Origin of the sequence: Thalassospira profundimaris, from assembly GCF_003326675.1 — a bacterium.
GTDB lineage: Bacteria > Pseudomonadota > Alphaproteobacteria > Rhodospirillales > Thalassospiraceae > Thalassospira > Thalassospira aquimaris.
Genome location: NZ_JPWF01000014.1, coordinates 89,320 through 105,601 on the forward strand (window position 1 = coordinate 89,320; position 16,282 = coordinate 105,601).

General features: G+C 53.8%; 15 protein-coding genes. 10 read left to right on the forward strand and 5 right to left on the reverse strand.

Annotated features, from left to right (window positions below; all coding sequences use genetic code 11):
• The first annotated feature begins 172 nt into the window (after positions 1-172).
• From TH19_RS18085 to TH19_RS18100, 4 genes are all read left to right on the forward strand, one after another.
• Complete coding sequence (locus TH19_RS18085; protein ID WP_258548033.1) at positions 173-1,405, forward strand: glycosyltransferase family 4 protein; 1,233 nt, start codon at positions 173-175, stop codon at positions 1,403-1,405.
• Positions 1,402-2,433, forward strand: coding sequence for a glycosyltransferase family 9 protein (locus TH19_RS18090; protein ID WP_114103761.1), 1,032 nt, complete (start codon positions 1,402-1,404; stop codon positions 2,431-2,433). The genes TH19_RS18085 and TH19_RS18090 overlap by 4 nt, the downstream gene beginning before the upstream one ends.
• Positions 2,434-2,663: 230 nt before the next feature.
• On the forward strand, positions 2,664-3,179 hold the full coding sequence (gene infC / locus TH19_RS18095; RefSeq protein ID WP_114103762.1) for a translation initiation factor IF-3: 516 nt from the start codon (positions 2,664-2,666) through the stop codon (positions 3,177-3,179).
• A 52-nt stretch (positions 3,180-3,231) separates the two neighbouring features.
• Complete coding sequence (locus tag TH19_RS18100; RefSeq protein ID WP_114103763.1) at positions 3,232-3,636, forward strand: response regulator; 405 nt, start codon at positions 3,232-3,234, stop codon at positions 3,634-3,636.
• A gap of 110 nt (positions 3,637-3,746) precedes the next feature.
• Here the strand turns inward: TH19_RS18100 and TH19_RS18105 are convergent, their stop codons facing one another.
• Complete coding sequence (locus TH19_RS18105; protein ID WP_114103764.1) at positions 3,747-4,694, reverse strand: AEC family transporter; 948 nt, start codon at positions 4,692-4,694, stop codon at positions 3,747-3,749.
• A 253-nt stretch (positions 4,695-4,947) separates the two neighbouring features.
• Between TH19_RS18105 and rpmI the strand changes: the two genes are divergently transcribed.
• The 4 genes from rpmI (at position 4,948) to pheT (ending at position 9,124) form a co-directional block, all read left to right on the forward strand.
• Positions 4,948-5,145, forward strand: coding sequence for a 50S ribosomal protein L35 (rpmI, locus tag TH19_RS18110; RefSeq protein ID WP_044829755.1), 198 nt, complete (start codon positions 4,948-4,950; stop codon positions 5,143-5,145).
• Between the two features lie 17 nt (positions 5,146-5,162).
• Positions 5,163-5,519 carry a 50S ribosomal protein L20 gene (gene rplT / locus TH19_RS18115; protein WP_114103765.1) on the forward strand — a complete coding sequence of 119 codons (357 nt, stop codon included), beginning with the start codon at positions 5,163-5,165 and terminating at the stop codon, positions 5,517-5,519.
• 121 nt (positions 5,520-5,640) lie between these two features.
• Positions 5,641-6,711 carry a phenylalanine--tRNA ligase subunit alpha gene (gene pheS / locus TH19_RS18120; RefSeq protein ID WP_114103766.1) on the forward strand — a complete coding sequence of 357 codons (1,071 nt, stop codon included), beginning with the start codon at positions 5,641-5,643 and terminating at the stop codon, positions 6,709-6,711.
• Between the two features lie 4 nt (positions 6,712-6,715).
• Complete coding sequence (gene pheT / locus TH19_RS18125) at positions 6,716-9,124, forward strand: phenylalanine--tRNA ligase subunit beta (protein ID WP_114103767.1); 2,409 nt, start codon at positions 6,716-6,718, stop codon at positions 9,122-9,124.
• 105 nt (positions 9,125-9,229) lie between these two features.
• Here pheT and TH19_RS18130 read toward each other — a convergent pair whose 3' ends face one another.
• Together TH19_RS18130 and TH19_RS18135 are read right to left on the reverse strand one after the other, a co-directional pair.
• Complete coding sequence (locus TH19_RS18130; RefSeq protein WP_114103768.1) at positions 9,230-9,703, reverse strand: hypothetical protein; 474 nt, start codon at positions 9,701-9,703, stop codon at positions 9,230-9,232.
• A 132-nt stretch (positions 9,704-9,835) separates the two neighbouring features.
• Positions 9,836-11,884, reverse strand: a complete 2,049-nt coding sequence (locus TH19_RS18135; protein ID WP_114103769.1) for a sensor histidine kinase — start codon at positions 11,882-11,884, stop codon at positions 9,836-9,838.
• A gap of 507 nt (positions 11,885-12,391) precedes the next feature.
• Here TH19_RS18135 and lepA point away from each other — a divergent pair.
• Positions 12,392-14,197, forward strand: a complete 1,806-nt coding sequence (gene lepA / locus TH19_RS18140) for a translation elongation factor 4 (RefSeq protein ID WP_114103770.1) — start codon at positions 12,392-12,394, stop codon at positions 14,195-14,197.
• Between the two features lie 131 nt (positions 14,198-14,328).
• Entirely contained in the window at positions 14,329-14,787 is a 459-nt protein-coding gene (locus tag TH19_RS18145; RefSeq protein WP_114103771.1) for a heme-degrading domain-containing protein, read from the forward strand.
• A 6-nt stretch (positions 14,788-14,793) separates the two neighbouring features.
• Here the strand turns inward: TH19_RS18145 and TH19_RS18150 are convergent, their stop codons facing one another.
• The gene (locus TH19_RS18150) at positions 14,794-15,192 is read right to left on the reverse strand and encodes a GFA family protein (protein ID WP_114103772.1); all 399 of its coding nucleotides are present in this window, start codon (positions 15,190-15,192) and stop codon (positions 14,794-14,796) included.
• Positions 15,193-15,231: 39 nt separating this feature from the next.
• Positions 15,232-16,254, reverse strand: a complete 1,023-nt coding sequence (locus TH19_RS18155) for an NAD(P)/FAD-dependent oxidoreductase (RefSeq protein ID WP_181846470.1) — start codon at positions 16,252-16,254, stop codon at positions 15,232-15,234.
• Between the last annotated feature and the right edge of the window lie 28 nt (positions 16,255-16,282).

The following is a 16,282-nucleotide window of genomic DNA, read 5'->3' on the forward strand; positions in this document are numbered from 1 at the left end:
GAACATCACCCCGGGAGTGACTGCCTGTACGTCAGATCGCTTGCCCGGCACGTGATGGTATGCAATTTTTAAACCGTCAGGCCGGTTAAGATATTGAGGCTTTTCAAGCTGTGGCGTCGGCATGTCATGTGTCATCCGGGGCGGAATCCTTGGGTGTTGATGGTGGAGTTGCATGAGCGCGTCAGAAGTAATGACAGAAACAGTCTATCGAACCGAGCCCCAAGCGCAAGACGGGGACTATCGTCCTGCGGTGATTTTGCAGGTGCTGCCGGAACTTGATGCCGGCGGGGTTGAACGGGGTACTGTCGATATTGCGCGCGCCATCGTCGAGGGCGGCGGCAAGGCAATTGTTGCATCCCAGGGTGGACGTCTGGAACGTGAACTTGCCCGGTTTGGCGCAACCCACATCAATCTGCCACTGAAATCCAAAAATATTCTGGTGATGCGCCGCAATGTGGATGCGCTGGTAAAACTGATTCGCGAACAGGGTGTGGATATCATTCATGCCCGCTCGCGCGCACCAGCTTGGAGCGCCTACTTCGCGGCGCGCAAAGCCGGAATTCCGTTTGTCACGACATTCCATGGCACCTATTCGGGGCACACCAACCCGTTCAAGCGTCGCTATAACGCGATCATGACCATGGGTGACCAGGTGATTGCGATTTCCAAGCATATCGCCAATCACATCAACAAATTTTACAAGGTTGAACCCGATCGCCTGAACATTGTGCCGCGCGGTACGAATGTTGATCTGTTCAATCCTGAAAATGTAAGTCAGGAACGCCTGATTGCGTTGTCGACCCAGTGGCGTCTGAATGGCGAAGAATATGTCATTATGCTGCCAGGGCGGTTGACGCGCTGGAAAGGTCAGACTTTCTTGATCCAAGCACTGCCAGCAGTGCTGGAAGCTCTGGGACATCGTCAGTTGCGCTGCCTGATCGTTGGATCGGATCAGGGTCGGACTGCGTATCGCGAAGAGTTGTTGCAGTTAAGTCGTAAGCTTGGGGTTGATGATGTTGTTCATATCGTAGACCACTGCGCTGATATGCCGGCGGCTTATATGTTGGCTGATGTGGTGGCTTGTCCATCTTTGGCCCCGGAAGCTTTTGGCCGGATACCATCCGAAGCACAGGCAATGGGGCGACCGGTTGTGTCGACCGCCCACGGCGGGGCTCTGGAAACAGTGCTGCCAGGCGAAACCGGGTGGCTGGTTAGTCCCAACGAAGTCGATCAGCTGTCACGGGCTTTGATTCAGGTGCTTAATCTGACGCCGGAAAAACGCGCTGCTTTGGCGATCAAGGGGCGCAATCACGTGATTGCCGAATTCTCGCTTGAACAGATGGCTGAACGGACCCTGCGTGTTTACGCCAAGGCGCTTAAGCGCGTTATCAGGAATGCAGTATGACCGACCAGAATTTGGCAACTGAACAGGAAGCTGCGATCGCAATCGCAGCAGATGAAAAAGTTATGCCGGTTTCCGGGCAACATCAGGAACGCATTCTGGTCATCAAGCTTTCAGCACTTGGCGATGTTGTGTTGGCTATGGGGCCGTTTGCCGCCATTCGGGCCGCCCATCCGAAGGCGCATATTACGGTTCTGACCACGCGGCCTTATGTCGATCTTATGAAGGCGAGCGGGTATTTCGATTCTATCGCCATCGACCGCCGCCCCAAAATGAGCCAGGTGCGCGAGGTACTTGCACTGCGCCGGTTCTTGCGCAATGGCGGCTTTGACCGGGTATATGATCTGCAGACATCTGATCGCAGTGCCTTTTACTTCAAGCTGTTTTGGCCGGGCCCGCGGCCGGAATGGTCTGGCATTGCCCGCGGATGTTCCCATCCGCACAGCAATCCGCAACGGGATTCGCTGCATTCCATCGACCGCATGGCGGAACAGCTTCTTGATGCCGGTATTCCCAATGTGCCGACGTCCCAAATTACAGGGCCGGATATTGAACTGGAACGGTTCGGGATCAGAAGTCCGTTTGTTCTGATTTGCCCGGGCGGCGCGCCGCATCGTCCGGCAAAGCGCTGGCCAGCGGAGCGGTTCGGTCTGTTGGCCAAAAAGCTGGCTGATTATCGTCTGACGCCGGTTCTGATCGGAACCGACAAGGAAGGCGAGGTTATGAGCAAGATTGACCAGATGTGCCCCAAGGCGCGCAATCTGGTCGGGCGGACCGGTTTTCTTGATATTGCATCGCTTGCCGCGCGGTCGGTCCTTGCCATCGGGAATGATACCGGGCCAATGCACATTGCGGCTGCTGCCGGGGCGCCGTCGATCGTGCTGTTTTCAAAGGAATCTGATCCGAAACTGAGCGCGCCGCGCGGGACAGGCAAAGACGCGGTCAGCATTATTCGCGAAAACGATTTGCGGCAATTGACGGTTAATCGCGTAATGGATGAAGTCCGCCGTCGCCTTGATCTGACGGATTAGAAATTCCATAGCCGTGGCAATAAAAACACGCCGGAATGAAAAGCGCGGAAAATGGCGCTTTGAGACCTTTGTAATTGCCTAAAAACATTGCTTTCTGAACGTACGCGGATATGCTAGGTGAGGTCGAAGCGAAAACACTGTTTGAACAAGCAGTGTTTTCGTCGTTTCTGTTTCTGACCGATTTGTTTGATTACCATAGGAGATTCTCCATAGCACGACCACGCAAACCGATGCAGCCGACCAAGGAAGGTCCGCGCGTCAATGAGGATATCAAAGCCCGTTCCATCTGTGTTGTCGACGCCGAAGGCAATATGTCGGATCCAATGACGGTGCGTGAAGGCATTGAAATGGCAGCGGAAGCTGGACTCGACCTCGTCGAAGTCGCGCCGAATGCTGAACCGCCTGTGTGTAAGCTGATCGACTACGGCAAGTTCAAATACGAACAGAGCAAGAAGCAGAACGAGGCCAAAAAGAAACAGAAGGTTATCGAGGTCAAGGAGATCAAACTCCGTCCGAACATCGATACCCATGACTACAATGTCAAACTGCGCGCCGCGCAGAAGTTTCTCGGCGGTGGAGATAAGGTGAAAGTCACGTTGCGCTTCCGCGGACGTGAAATGGCTCACCAGGATCTCGGTCTTGGCATGTTGCAGCGTTTTTCGGGGGATCTCGAAGATCTCTCCAAAGCTGAAATGATGCCAAAGATGGAAGGCCGTGTTATGATTATGGTGCTGGCGCCGCGTTAAGACGCGGCGTTTTGCCGTTCTGCCCCAAGGTCCAAGCCAAAGAGGGAATGCCATGCCAGCTGGAAATGATCTTCTGATCGTTGGTGTCGATGATGACCCCAAAAGTCTGGTGCTGCTTAAACGAATCGTCGAAAGCGGCGGGTTTTCGTTTCAGGGCGTTTCCTCTGGCAAGGATCTTTTGAAACTCCTTAAAACCAAACGTCCACGCATCATCCTGATGGATATCATGATGCCTGACATGAACGGTTTTGAAACTGCACTGAACGTGCGGACCCATTTCCCCGATCTTGCTTGTGCGATCATTTATGTCACGGCCCGCCAAGGCGAAGAAGACTTGCGCGGCGGTGTTGCGGCCGGGGGCAATGACTTTGTTCTTAAGCCGGTGAACCGCGAAAAACTGATGAGCCGAATCGAAAAGTGGATCGGCCGGGCGCATACCATCAAAACCGCTGTTTGACGGTTCTTTCCATTAAAAGTCTGGATTCCGGTACACGTGCAATGTCGGATTCGTACCAGAGTGCCAGCATCTATAATCCTGCGCCCGATTTTAACCTGCCAAAGATCAGCTTAATCCAGCAGGGTAATGATCGGATCGATATAGAGTGAAAAGATTGAAAAGGTGATCACGCCAAGGGCAGTCGTCACCAACACAATCGACGAACTGCGTACGATGTAGCGATCATAGGTTGTCGCTACGACAAAGACATTGCCCGCGGTCGGCAGGGCCGCCAACAGAAACACTGCCTTTGCCTCGAGCCCGGTAACAGAACCCACCATATAGAATCCGGCAAACACCATCACTGGATGGATCACCAGTTTGGCCAGCGACATGGCGACAAGCTCGGCGCGTTTCTCGGCAATTGGCCGTCCGACCAGGGCCACGCCAATGGCAAACAGGGCGGCGGGACCGGCACTGCCGCCAAGAAGTTCCAGCAGATAATCGACGCCTTTGGGCCAGCTGAGATCAAGAATGCTGGCAATAACGCCAGCAATAATTGCCAGAACAACCGGATTGGTCAGGGTGCCACGGATAATTTTGCCGGCCGAATTTCCGCCGTTTGCATGCTTGGCCCCTTCAAGCAAAAGCAGCGACAGGGACAACATGACGATCAGGTCAAAGGCAAGGGCCACAATCAGCGGCACTGTTGCTTCTTGTCCCAGTAACCCGATGATCAGAGGAAGACCCATGAAGCCGACATTGGACATAGTTCCGGCAAAGGAAAACAGGGTCTGACTTGTCGGATCAAGGTCGAAGACCCTGGCGGCGATCACGCGGGTCAGTCCATAAACCACAAGGGTTCCACCGCCATAGGCGATAAGGATGTCGGGTTGCCAAATCTCGTCAGGTGTTCGTGTCGCAAGGGCACGGAACAAAAGGGCGGGCAGGGCAAAGTAAAAGACAAAACCGTTGATGCCACGCATCCCTTCCGGGGTTACGATCCGGGTTTTGCCACCAATCCAGCCCAGACCGATCAGGGCAAAGAACGGCAAAATAATAGATGTAATTTGTGACATGTGATCAGTCAGATAACCGGGAACGGATTGGTTGAGCTGTGGCCAATTTGTCAGGCAAGGGCACAATGGCGGGTCAGAGCCGCAAAAAGCAAGGGGAAAGGGGCGAATTGGCCCTTGAAAAAGGCAATCCCGGAGTCTATAACCACCCGTCCCCAAAACAGGTGGTGAGGCTGGAAGGTCTGTAATGGTCCTTCAGGGCATGCCCAGCCGCCGAAGGGGATTTCGTTTTCATTGCTTATGCAAGGATAGTAAAATGCCCAAGATGAAGACTAAATCGAGTGCGAAAAAACGCTTTCGCCTGACTGCAAGCGGGAAGGTCCGTCACAACGTGGCAAACAAGCGCCACCTTCTGACTGCGAAACCGACCAAGATGAAGCGCCAGGCTCGTGGCACGGAGATTCTCTGTGACGCAGATGCCCGCATCGTCAAAAAATTCCTGCCGTACGGTTAAGGTTGAAGGAGAGTTAAATGGCTCGTGTAAAAGGGGGCGTGACTTCTCACGCTCGTCACCGCAAGGTTATTAAGGCTGCCAAAGGTTACCGCGGTCGCCGCAACAACACTTTCCGCACCGCCGTTCAGGCTGTGGAAAAAGGTCTGCAGTATGCATACCGCGATCGTCGCGTTAAGAAACGCCAGTTCCGCTCGCTCTGGATTCAGCGTATCAACGCTGGTGCACGCGAAAACGGTCTGAGCTATTCGCAGTTCATGAACGGTCTGAAGAAGGCTGGCGTTGAACTGGACCGCAAGGTGCTTGCCGACATCGCAGTGCGTGAACCGGAAGCTTTCAAAGCTCTGGTAACCCAGGCGCAGGCTGCACTCGGCTAATAAACCTTTGTTAAAAGGTTTAATCGGCACTTGCCTGATTTGATCGGGGGCGGCCATATTGGCCGTCCCCTTTCTTTTTCTTTATGTACTTTTTTAAACCCAAGCCAAAGCGTCGGAAGTTATGGAAAACATCGAAGCATTGCGCGAAGAGGTTCTGGCGGAAGTCGAAAAAGCAGTTGATCTTGCTGCTCTTGAAGAAGTCCGCATCAGCGCCCTTGGCAAGAAAGGCCGCATTACCGGCCTTATGAAAAACCTTGGCAAGATGGACCCGGATCAGCGTCGTGAATTTGGTCAGACACTGAACCTTGTCAAAGACCAGGTAGCAGGCGCAATCGACACCCGCAAAACCGCCCTCGAAGATGCCGCCCTTGAGGCCCGTCTTGTCGGCGAACGGATCGACGTCACCCTGTCATCGCGCCCGGATGAAACCGCGGGCCGCATCCACCCGATCAGTCAGACGATTGACGAAATCGTATCGATCTTTGGCGAAATGGGCTTTGCCCTGGCCGAAGGTCCGGATGTTGAAGACGACTTCCATAACTTTACTGCGCTGAACATCCCGCCGGAACATCCGGCGCGTGAAATGCAGGACACCTTCTATCTGCCCGAACAGGAAGACGGTTCGCGCCTTGTGCTGCGTACCCACACTTCGCCGGTGCAGATCAGAACCATGCAGAGCAAAACCCCGCCGATCCGCATCATTGCACCGGGCCGCACTTATCGTTCCGATAGCGATATGACCCATACGCCGATGTTCCACCAGGTCGAGGGTCTGGTGATCGACAAGAAAACCCATATGGGTCACCTTAAAGGCTGCCTGCTTGAGTTCGTGAAAACCTATTTCGAACTTGATGATGTGCCGGTCCGTTACCGTCCAAGCTTCTTCCCGTTCACCGAACCGAGTGCCGAGATGGATATCGGTTGTTCGCGCAAAGGCGGCGAGCTGAAAATTGGGGAAGGCGATGACTGGCTGGAAATTCTCGGCTGCGGCATGGTTCATCCGCGTGTTCTGGCAGCTTGTGGTCTTGACCCGAATGAATATCAGGGCTTTGCCTTTGGTATGGGGATCGAACGTATCGCCATGCTGAAATACGGCATTCCCGATCTTCGTACCTTCTTCGATACCGATCTGCGCTGGCTGAAACATTATGGTTTCGTGCCGCTGGATGTACCGAACATGGTAAGGGGCTGAGATTATGAAATTCACACTGAATTGGCTGAAGCAGCACCTTGATACCGATGCGTCGATCGAGGTGGTTGCAGAAAAACTGACCGATATCGGTCTGGAAATTGAAGATGTCACCGACCGCGCAGCAGCCCTTGCTGATATTCGTGTCGCCTATATCGAAGAAGCCGGTCAGCATCCCGATGCCGACCGCCTGAAATTGTGCCGGGTCAATACCGGTGACAAGATGATCCAGGTCGTCTGTGGTGCGCCGAATGCCCGTACCGGGCTTAAGGTTGCCTTGGCACAGCCGGGTGCGATCATTCCGATTGACGGCTCCAAGCTGAAGCCGGGCAAAATCCGTGGCATCGAAAGCCAGGGCATGATGTGCTCCACCCGCGAGCTGTGCCTGGGCGAAGACCATGACGGCATTATCGAACTGCCCGCAGATGCAGAAATCGGCGCACCGGTTGCATCTGTTCTGGGTGCTGATGATCCGATCATTGAAATCGGCCTGACCCCGAACCGTCCGGATTGCACGGGTGTACGCGGTATTGCGCGTGATCTGGCAGCAGCCGGTATCGGTACGCTTAAGGCTGATCCGCGCGCGCAAGCCGTTGCCGGTTCGTTTGACAGCCCGATTGGCGTTGCCATTTCTGCCGAGATCGCCGCAAACAATGCGGTTCCGGCATTCTATGGCCGTTATATCCGCGGCGTGAAAAACGGTGAAAGCCCGGATTGGCTTAAAGCCCGTCTGGAAGCCATTGGTCTGCGTCCGATTTCGGCACTGGTCGATATCACCAACCTTGTGACCCACGATCTTGGTCGTCCGCTGCACGTCTTTGATGCCGACAAACTGTCGGGTGACATCAATGTTCGTTATGCGACCAATGGTGAAAAGCTTGCTGCCCTTGATAACAAGGAATACGAGCTGTCTGACGCCATGGTTGTCATTGCCGATCAGGCAAAGGCACTTGGCATTGGTGGCATCATCGGTGGTGATGAAACCGGCTGCCTTGACGAAACCGTCAATGTATTTGTCGAATGCGCGCTGTTTGATCCGATCAGCATCGCCAAGACCGGCCGCAAGCTTCAGATCAATTCCGATGCCCGCTATCGTTTTGAGCGCGGTGTTGATCCGCAGTCGATTGCCTGGGGCATGGAAGTTGCCACCCACCTGATCACCGAGATTTGTGGTGGTGAAGTTTCCCATGTCGTTAAGGCGGGCGAAGTTCCCAACCCGCGCAATGCTTTTGATCTGCGTATCGACCGCATCCTCGAGCTTGGCGGCGTTACGGTTGAAGCCGATCGTGCGATTGAAATTCTGACCTCGCTTGGCTTTGAAGTCAGCGGTTCGGCCCCGGTTATCACCGCGGTTGCACCGACCTGGCGTCCCGACATTATCGGTGAAGCCGATCTTGTCGAAGAAGTCCTGCGCATCGTTGGTTACGACAAAATCCCGACCGTTCCGTTGGAACGTGAAACCAGTCTTCCGGTTCCCGCCCTGTCGCCGATGCAGAAACGCGTCGGACTGACCCGTCGCATTCTTGCGTCGCGCGGTCTGTATGAAACTGTGACCTGGTCCTTCACTGATTCCCGCTGGGCAAAACTGTTTGGTGAACTCAAGGAAGGTCTGTTCCTGGCAAACCCGATCAGCTCTGATCTTGATGTCATGCGTCCGAACGCATTGATCAACATGATTGCAGCAGCCGGTCGTAACCAGGCACGCGGTTTTTCTGATCTGGCACTGTTCGAAGTTGGACCGGAATTCTTCGGTGATCAGCCGGGTGATCAGCGCTTGGTCGCAGCAGGCCTGCGTGCCGGTTCGACCACACCGCGCAGCTGGACCGGTTTGCGTCGCGAAGTTGATGTCTTTGACGTCAAAGCCGATGTCGAAGCACTGGTTGACGCACTTGGCACCACTGCTGCCAACCTTCAGGTCAATACCGAAGGTGCACCGGCTTGGTATCATCCGGGTCGTTCTGCTGCCTTGCAGCTTGGTCCGAAAAACGTGCTTGGCTATTTCGGCGAACTGCACCCCAAAGTGCTTAAGGCGCTGGGTGTCAAAGGTCGCGTTGTGGCGTTCGAACTGTTTGTTGAAAACATTCCGATGCCCAAGAAAAAAGGTACAGCACGTCCGGCACTCAATGCATCGAGCTTCCAGTCGGTCGAGCGTGACTTTGCCTTCCTGCTGGATGATGACGTGAAAGCAGAAGCGATCATCAAGGCAGCGCGGAGTGCCGACCGCGCCTTGATCACGGATGTAACGATCTTTGACCTTTATGCGGGCAAGGGCATTGAGGACGGCAAGAAATCACTCGCCTTCTCGATCACCTTGCAACCGACCAAGGCAACCCTGACCGAAGAAGAGATTGATGCGGTCAGCAAAAAGGTTGTCGAGGCCGTGCAAAAGGCAACCGGTGGATCGCTGCGCGCCTAAGCCTGCGAACCATACGAAATCAAAACGGGCCACGCATTGGAAAATGCGTGGCCCGTTTTCTTTTGGGAACTGTCAAGGCGTGGAAATACGCCTGCTGGATCAAATTTACCGACCCGGACGTTTGCGCAAGATGGCATATTCTTCCTCGTCCAGATCAAGCGCGATCAGATCAGGGCCATTGGTAAAGACATGCCATTCCATATCGGTGTCGTCGCACTCGATCGCCAATTGATCCATCATGGTGTTCCACACGCAACGTTCGCGATCATCATCGGCCTCAAGCCGACCTTCGCCATTGTCGTATAGATGCATGACCAGAAGCTGTTCATCTTCGTCAATTGAATAGACCGCATATGTTTCGTTTGCAAAACGGTAATTGATTTCCGAGCCATCCAGCCGCCGCCAACCACGCGGCAACGGTTCGCCGGGTTCATGTTGGGCAAAGAAAGAGGCCAGATTTTGCATATGGCTGTCATTCATGGTCCGCATGTCCGAGCCACAGGCAGCCAAAGCCATCAGGCCCATCATTGCCAACAGGATGCCAATCCGCGGGCGCGTTACGTCAGAGCGATTTAACATGCGTTTTTCCCTTACCACGACAGGCAGCTTTTACCCGGCTGCCTCGATACATGGGGAAAGAGAAGCAATATGCTTGCCATCCCCGAAGGTGGGTATAGGCGGCAGGCAATCGGATGGGCGTGGCAAAGTACGTCAGTCCGGACGATGGACGCGCAGGGTAAAGATGATTGTCGTACCCGGATCGCTGATCGGGCGACTGGTATCAAGCCAGATACGTCCGCCATGCTGTTCGACAATCTTGCGGCAAAGTGACAATCCAAGGCCGGTGCCGGAAAATTCATCCTTATGCAGGCGTTGGAACAGGCGGAAAATACGCTGGGCATGTTCGGGGTGGATGCCGATGCCGTTATCGCGGATCGAAAACCGCCAGAAATCGCCTATGACAGGATCGGGTTCGACCGTGATGGCAATATGCGGCGGGACGCCCGGGCGACGATACTTGATCGCATTGGATAGAAGGTTCTGGAACAGACGGGAAAGGGCAATCCTGTCGCCCATGATTGTCGGCAAATCATCATGGGTAATGGTCGCATGTTCCTGGCTGATCACGGCCTTAAGGTCTGCCTGTGCTTCGTTCAGGACAAGATTGCAATCAATCTCGCTAAACTCGTCATTGGTCCCGGCCTTGGCATATTCCAGAAGATGACTGATCAGCTTGTGCATCCGTTTGGCACCATCGACGGCATAGTCGATATATTCATCTGCTTCCTGATCAAGGGTTCCGCCATAACGCCGTTTCAAAAGCTGGGTATAGCTGGCAACCATGCGAAGCGGCTGTTGCAAGTCATGGGATGCGACATAGGCAAACTGTTCAAGGTCTTCGTTGCTGCGCTTAAGCTGATCAAGGGTTGTGCGCAGCTTGTTGGCATTTTCGACAAATTCCGTCACGTCACGGGCGCTGGCGAAAATCATGCCGTTAAACGGACCGATGCCGTGCCATGAAAGCCACCGGACTGCCCCGCTGTGATCACGAATGCGCAAGATGGACTTTCCGTCGCCGGTGATTTGCGACCGACTGGACTCGTCAAAGACGCTCATCGCAATCTGCTGGTCTTCAGGTTCGAAAAGATTGAAAACGTTTTTGCCAATAATGCCCTGAACGCCGGGCCCCATCAGTTTCTCCAATGCCGGACTGAAACCGCGCAAAAGACCGTCCTGATCAACAGCAATCGACGGTTCCGGGGTGTGGTGAAGATAGGTTTCAAACGGGTGGCAAAGTTCCTGCTCGGCCGATGTTTCCAGAAGCAGAACAGAAATGGTTTCAGGATCATTTTCTGTCAGGCGTTGCGCCATCAGATAAAAGCGCTGCGACGTGTTGGCGGAAACCCGAAGATCGACCATCGCGCCAATCCGTTCATCGGCCCAGATATTGTTGACCAGCGGATCAAGAAGCTTCGCACGTGAGCCGGGCGAAAGACAGTCAAGGAAGTCCGTCATCAGCGGTCCAATGGTTTTGTCCGTCGGGCCAAGAATTTCCGGCCAGTTCAACTGGGTTGTCAGTTTGCCGTCCGTGCTGTTGACCGGCCAGCCAAGTACCGCGCATCCGCATTCCGACAGGGTGTTTTCTGTTTCGCTGAAATGTTCGGTCAGATTGATGGCACGAAGATGCTGGCGTTTAAGGCGTTGCCACAACCAGATCGCCAATCCGCACATGATGGTCATGGCCATTACAAACATCAATGCGTGCAAAATGATTGCTTCGCGCCAGCTTTCAAGCAGAACACTGCGCGGTGTGAAGGCAACCACAATCCGGTCAAGCTGATCAAGCTTGCTATAGGCAAGTATCATCACTTGCTGGGCATGAACGCACTGAAGTGAATCGCTTTCTTTGCCTTGCTCGGCAATATATTCGGCAAGATCATCCACCAGATGCGGCGGTATAAAGCCCTGAACCTGATTAAGCTGTTCATCAAGCACGCCAATTGTGATGGCCGAATTGGCATCAACAATCCGTTGCAGGTCAATATCTTCATGTTGCAGCAACATCGAACCCAGCCGGTAGGCGGTTGCCTCCAACTCGGCACTGGCATGATGAACGGCGCTGTCATAAAGCGTTTTCTGAATGAAGAAGAATGAAAACATCAGAACCACAACCCCGGTCAGGGTCATGGCCGCAAGCCTTTTGCGCAAAGTCACCAGACTGCGCCTGGACAGGGATGGCTCGATTGATGTCATGAACATGTTTTGGGTTTATCCCTGTCAGGATTGTTTTCGGTTTCCACTCATGAAACCTATGTTCTTTTCGTCTGGTTGAAAAGAATGCAAACAGATGAATTTGAAGGTCAGAGCTTGGAAAAAGCCTTTGTCGACATCTGTTTGACGGGGACGATGGACGGGCTTTGATCACCACAGGTGATTTTGTCTGACCGGTTGCGTGCCAGACATGTGAATTCGTTGGGCAGCAAACACAACACAACGCTTCTAATTACGGGCAAAAACCCCTATAAACCCGCTGGTGATTGATCCGACGATCACGCAAGACGGGTTTTCCTGTTCATCTCTGTCCGGTAAACGGACGTGATAGTACTCTTGAGTCGCAACCAGACTGGTTTGCAGACCGGGTGAGGTGCAGGGGAAACATGTGAATTGCGGGACAGATATCGGTCCGGTTCGGATGATCACACGTTTCGAAACAAATGTGCCACCCGGCGAAATGCCAGCCAATTTTAGTGCCAGAAGCAGCCAAAAATGACTGACCTTAAGAATATTCGTAACTTTTCGATCATCGCGCATATCGACCACGGTAAATCGACCCTGGCGGATCGCCTGATCCAGTTGACCGGTGGCCTGACCGAACGTGAAATGGCCGATCAGGTTCTCGATTCGATGGATATCGAACGCGAACGCGGCATCACGATCAAGTCACAGGCCGTGCGCCTGAAATATACCGCCAAGGATGGGCAGGAATATACGCTCAACCTGATGGATACGCCCGGTCACGTCGACTTTGCCTATGAAGTATCGCGCTCGCTTGCAGCCTGCGAAGGATCGCTTCTTGTTGTTGATGCCGCGCAGGGTGTGGAAGCACAGACCCTTGCCAACGTGTATCAGGCAATCGACAACAACCATGAAATCGTCCCGGTTCTGAACAAGGTCGATCTTCCGGCGGCCGAGCCTGATCAGGTCAAGGAACAGATCGAAGAAGTCATCGGGATCGATGCATCCGACGCGGTGATGATTTCGGCCAAAACCGGCCTTGGTGTGCCTGATGTGCTTGAAGCACTGGTGCATCGTCTGCCGGCACCGACCGGTGATGCGAGTGCTCCGCTCGAAGTTCTGCTGGTCGATAGCTGGTATGACACTTATCTCGGTGTGATGATTCTGGTGCGCGTGAAGGAAGGCACCCTGAAAAAGGGTCAGAAAGTCCGCTTCATGAACGCCAAGGTCAACCACACGATTGAACGTGTTGGCGTGTTTACGCCCAAACCGGTTGCACTTGACGAATTGGGCCCGGGTGAAGTCGGTTTTATCAACTGCGGTATGAAAACCGTTGCCGAATGCGAAGTCGGTGACACCATTACCGAAGAAAAACGCCCGTGTGCTAAGCCGCTGGCCGGTTTCAAACCGTCCATCCCGGTTGTGTTCTGTGGTATTTTCCCGGTTGATACCAGCGAATATGAAGTGCTGCGTGATGCGCTGGAAAAGCTGCATCTTAACGACGCATCCTTCCAGTTCGAACCGGAAAACTCGACCGCACTGGGTCTTGGCTTCCGCTGTGGCTTCCTGGGTCTTCTGCATCTGGAAATCATTCAGGAACGTCTCGAACGCGAGTTCGAGCTTGATCTGATCACGACGGCACCGTCGGTTTCCTACAAGATCTCTATGACCAAGGGCGAAGATATCCTGCTGCACAACCCGGCAGATTTCCCTGACGTCACAAAGATCAAGGCGATTGAAGAACCCTGGATCAAGGCATCGATCATGGTGCCGGACGAATATCTTGGCGGTATTCTGACCCTTTGCACCGAACGCCGTGGTGTTCAGCTTGACCTGACCTATGTCGGTAACCGTGCAATGGCGGTTTACAAGCTGCCGCTCAACGAAGTGGTGTTTGATTTCTATGACCGTCTGAAATCAATCTCGCGCGGCTATGCAAGCTTCGATTACGAGATTGCCGGTTACGACGAAAGCGATCTGGTCAAGGTTTCCATCCTTGTGAACGAGGAACCGGTCGATGCGCTGGCCCTGATGGTGCACCGTTCGGCTGCCGAATATCGTGGCCGCGAGATTTGTAAGCGTCTTAAAGACCTGATCCCGCGCCAGATGTTCCGCATCGCCATTCAGGCCGCCATTGGTGGCAAGGTGATTGCCCGTGAAACCGTTTCGGCGCTGCGTAAGGACGTGACGGCAAAATGTTACGGCGGTGACGTTTCGCGTAAACGTAAACTTCTGGAAAAACAGAAGGCCGGTAAGAAAAAGATGCGTCAGTTCGGCAAGGTCGAAATTCCGCAATCGGCCTTTATCAACGCGCTCAAGATGGGCGACGAGAAGTAAGCTGAAATTACGATTTCGAAACAAAGGCTGTATCCCGCCAAAGGATGCAGCCTTTTTTCTTTGCTGTTTCCAGTATCCCTTCGGCTGGGGTATGGATGGATTGAACCGATTTTTGCGCAAGGAGCCGTTCCATGGATCTAGACCTTCTGATCAGACAGGAAGAAAAACTGGTCTTTGATCGCTTTGACGAGGACACGGCGTGGGCTGTTGGCTCCAAACTCGTTGCCGTGGCACGTGCGCAAAACGCCCCGGTGGTGGTGGATATCCGTACATCTGATCGCACGCTGTTTCATGCATCCTTGCCGGGCGCAAAGCCGGCCAATGATTCTTGGGCGCGACGCAAAAGCAATCTGACTTTGCGCGAACATGAAAGCTCGATGCGGTTTGGATTGGCGTTAAAGGCCAAGGGCAAGACGCTGGCCGATCACGGGATTGATTTTGCCGATTTTGCCGATCATGGTGGCAGCTTCCCGATCCGGGTTGCCGGGGTCGGGGTGATTGGTGCGATTACCGTATCAGGTCTGGCGTCCCACGAAGATCACGGCATGATTGTTGGTGTTCTGGCCGAATATCTTGGCATTTCGGTCTGATCAAGCTTAGTCGAGATGTTCGATGTCGGGATCAATCCCGGCAAAGCTTTCAAGGGCGGTGCTCATCCACAGATGTTTGCGGGCTTTGAACGGGCGCGGGTCATCAAAACTGCCAAGGCGGAAATCAATCTCGCTGTCCTTGGCGCCATTGCGCCAGGTCAGGCTGGAACCACATTTCGGGCAAAATCCGCGAAACTTCCCCGGCGAGCTTTCATAATCGGTCGGTTTGCCATCCCAGGTCACAGCACTGGTTGGAAAACAAACAAAGCTTGATACGCCCGAACCACTATCCTTGCGGCACATGCCACAATGGCAATGATTGCCGCCAATCGGATCACCAGAAGCAACAAAGCGCACCGCGCCACAAAGACATCCGCCGGAATGGGTCGGGATATGTGTGGTCATGGTGCGCTTTCCTGCAATAGCGGCTGTTGGTTGCTTCGATTATTCGTTGGGAACGCCCGTGGTGGTCGAATATTCGAAGTGGAATTCCTTGTCCGGGAACAGATAGGAGCGTGCGGCATGGATTGCGCTGGCACCCTCGGCAAAGCCCGACAGGATCAGTTTCAGTTTATGTTCATAGGTCGCGATATCGCCAATGGCGAAGATGCCCGGGACCGAGGTCTGCATGGTGCCTTGGGTTACGCCGATATGGTTCTTTTCAAGGTTAAGTCCCCAATCGGCAATCGGGCCCAGTTCCATGGCAAGGCCAAAGAACGGCAGCAGGTGATCGGCTTCAAGATCAAGTTCTTCGCCCTTGAGCGTTGCGACCACAACATGGGAAAGCTTGCCGTTTTCGCCCTTAAGGCCTTTAAGCTGATAGGGGATGACCATTTCGATCTTGCCAGCTTCGGCCAGTGCCTGAAGCTTTGCGCTGCTATCCGGGGCGGCGCGGAATTTCGGACGACGGTGGACAACCATCACCTTTTCGGCGACATCATGAAGTGAAAGGGCCCAGTCAACGGCCGAATCACCACCGCCTGCAATCACGACTTTTTTGCCAGCAAAATCGGCACGGCGTTTGACGTAATACTGAACGCCACCCGAACCTTCGTAATCTTCAAGGCCATCCATCGGCGGTTTGTTCGGGCCAAAGGCACCGCAACCCGCCGCAATGACAACCGCACCCGCATCAATCACCGTGCCGGTATTGGTTTCAAGGGTGAAACGGCCATCATCACGTTTTTCAAGTTTGATAACCTGCTGACCAAGGTGATAGGTCGGCTCGAACGGTTCGGCCTGTTTGGCCAACTGATCAATAAGGTCCTGACCGGCAATCTGCGGATGGGCGGGAATATCAAAGATCGGTTTTTCCGGGTACAGCGCGCTGCACTGGCCGCCAACCATATCAAGTGCATCAATCACATGGGATTTAAGCCCCAGCATACCGGCTTCGAAAACCGCAAAAAGCCCGACCGGGCCTGCGCCAATAATGGCAATATCGGTGCTGTTTGATGCGTCTGACATACTCATTCCATCCAAATAGTATCAAAGT

Coding starts and splice junctions, on each gene's coding strand:
- pheS (WP_114103766.1), top strand. CDS start 5,641: ATGGAAAACATCGAAGCATTGCGCGAAGAGGTTCTGGCGGAAGTCGAA.
- lepA (WP_114103770.1), top strand. CDS start 12,392: ATGACTGACCTTAAGAATATTCGTAACTTTTCGATCATCGCGCATATC.
- TH19_RS18155 (WP_181846470.1), bottom strand. CDS start 16,254: ATGTCAGACGCATCAAACAGCACCGATATTGCCATTATTGGCGCAGGC.
- TH19_RS18130 (WP_114103768.1), bottom strand. CDS start 9,703: ATGTTAAATCGCTCTGACGTAACGCGCCCGCGGATTGGCATCCTGTTG.
- TH19_RS18150 (WP_114103772.1), bottom strand. CDS start 15,192: ATGACCACACATATCCCGACCCATTCCGGCGGATGTCTTTGTGGCGCG.
- TH19_RS18100 (WP_114103763.1), top strand. CDS start 3,232: ATGCCAGCTGGAAATGATCTTCTGATCGTTGGTGTCGATGATGACCCC.
- infC (WP_114103762.1), top strand. CDS start 2,664: ATGCAGCCGACCAAGGAAGGTCCGCGCGTCAATGAGGATATCAAAGCC.
- rplT (WP_114103765.1), top strand. CDS start 5,163: ATGGCTCGTGTAAAAGGGGGCGTGACTTCTCACGCTCGTCACCGCAAG.
- TH19_RS18085 (WP_258548033.1), top strand. CDS start 173: ATGAGCGCGTCAGAAGTAATGACAGAAACAGTCTATCGAACCGAGCCC.
- pheT (WP_114103767.1), top strand. CDS start 6,716: ATGAAATTCACACTGAATTGGCTGAAGCAGCACCTTGATACCGATGCG.
- TH19_RS18145 (WP_114103771.1), top strand. CDS start 14,329: ATGGATCTAGACCTTCTGATCAGACAGGAAGAAAAACTGGTCTTTGAT.
- TH19_RS18135 (WP_114103769.1), bottom strand. CDS start 11,884: ATGTTCATGACATCAATCGAGCCATCCCTGTCCAGGCGCAGTCTGGTG.
- TH19_RS18105 (WP_114103764.1), bottom strand. CDS start 4,694: ATGTCACAAATTACATCTATTATTTTGCCGTTCTTTGCCCTGATCGGT.
- rpmI (WP_044829755.1), top strand. CDS start 4,948: ATGCCCAAGATGAAGACTAAATCGAGTGCGAAAAAACGCTTTCGCCTG.
- TH19_RS18090 (WP_114103761.1), top strand. CDS start 1,402: ATGACCGACCAGAATTTGGCAACTGAACAGGAAGCTGCGATCGCAATC.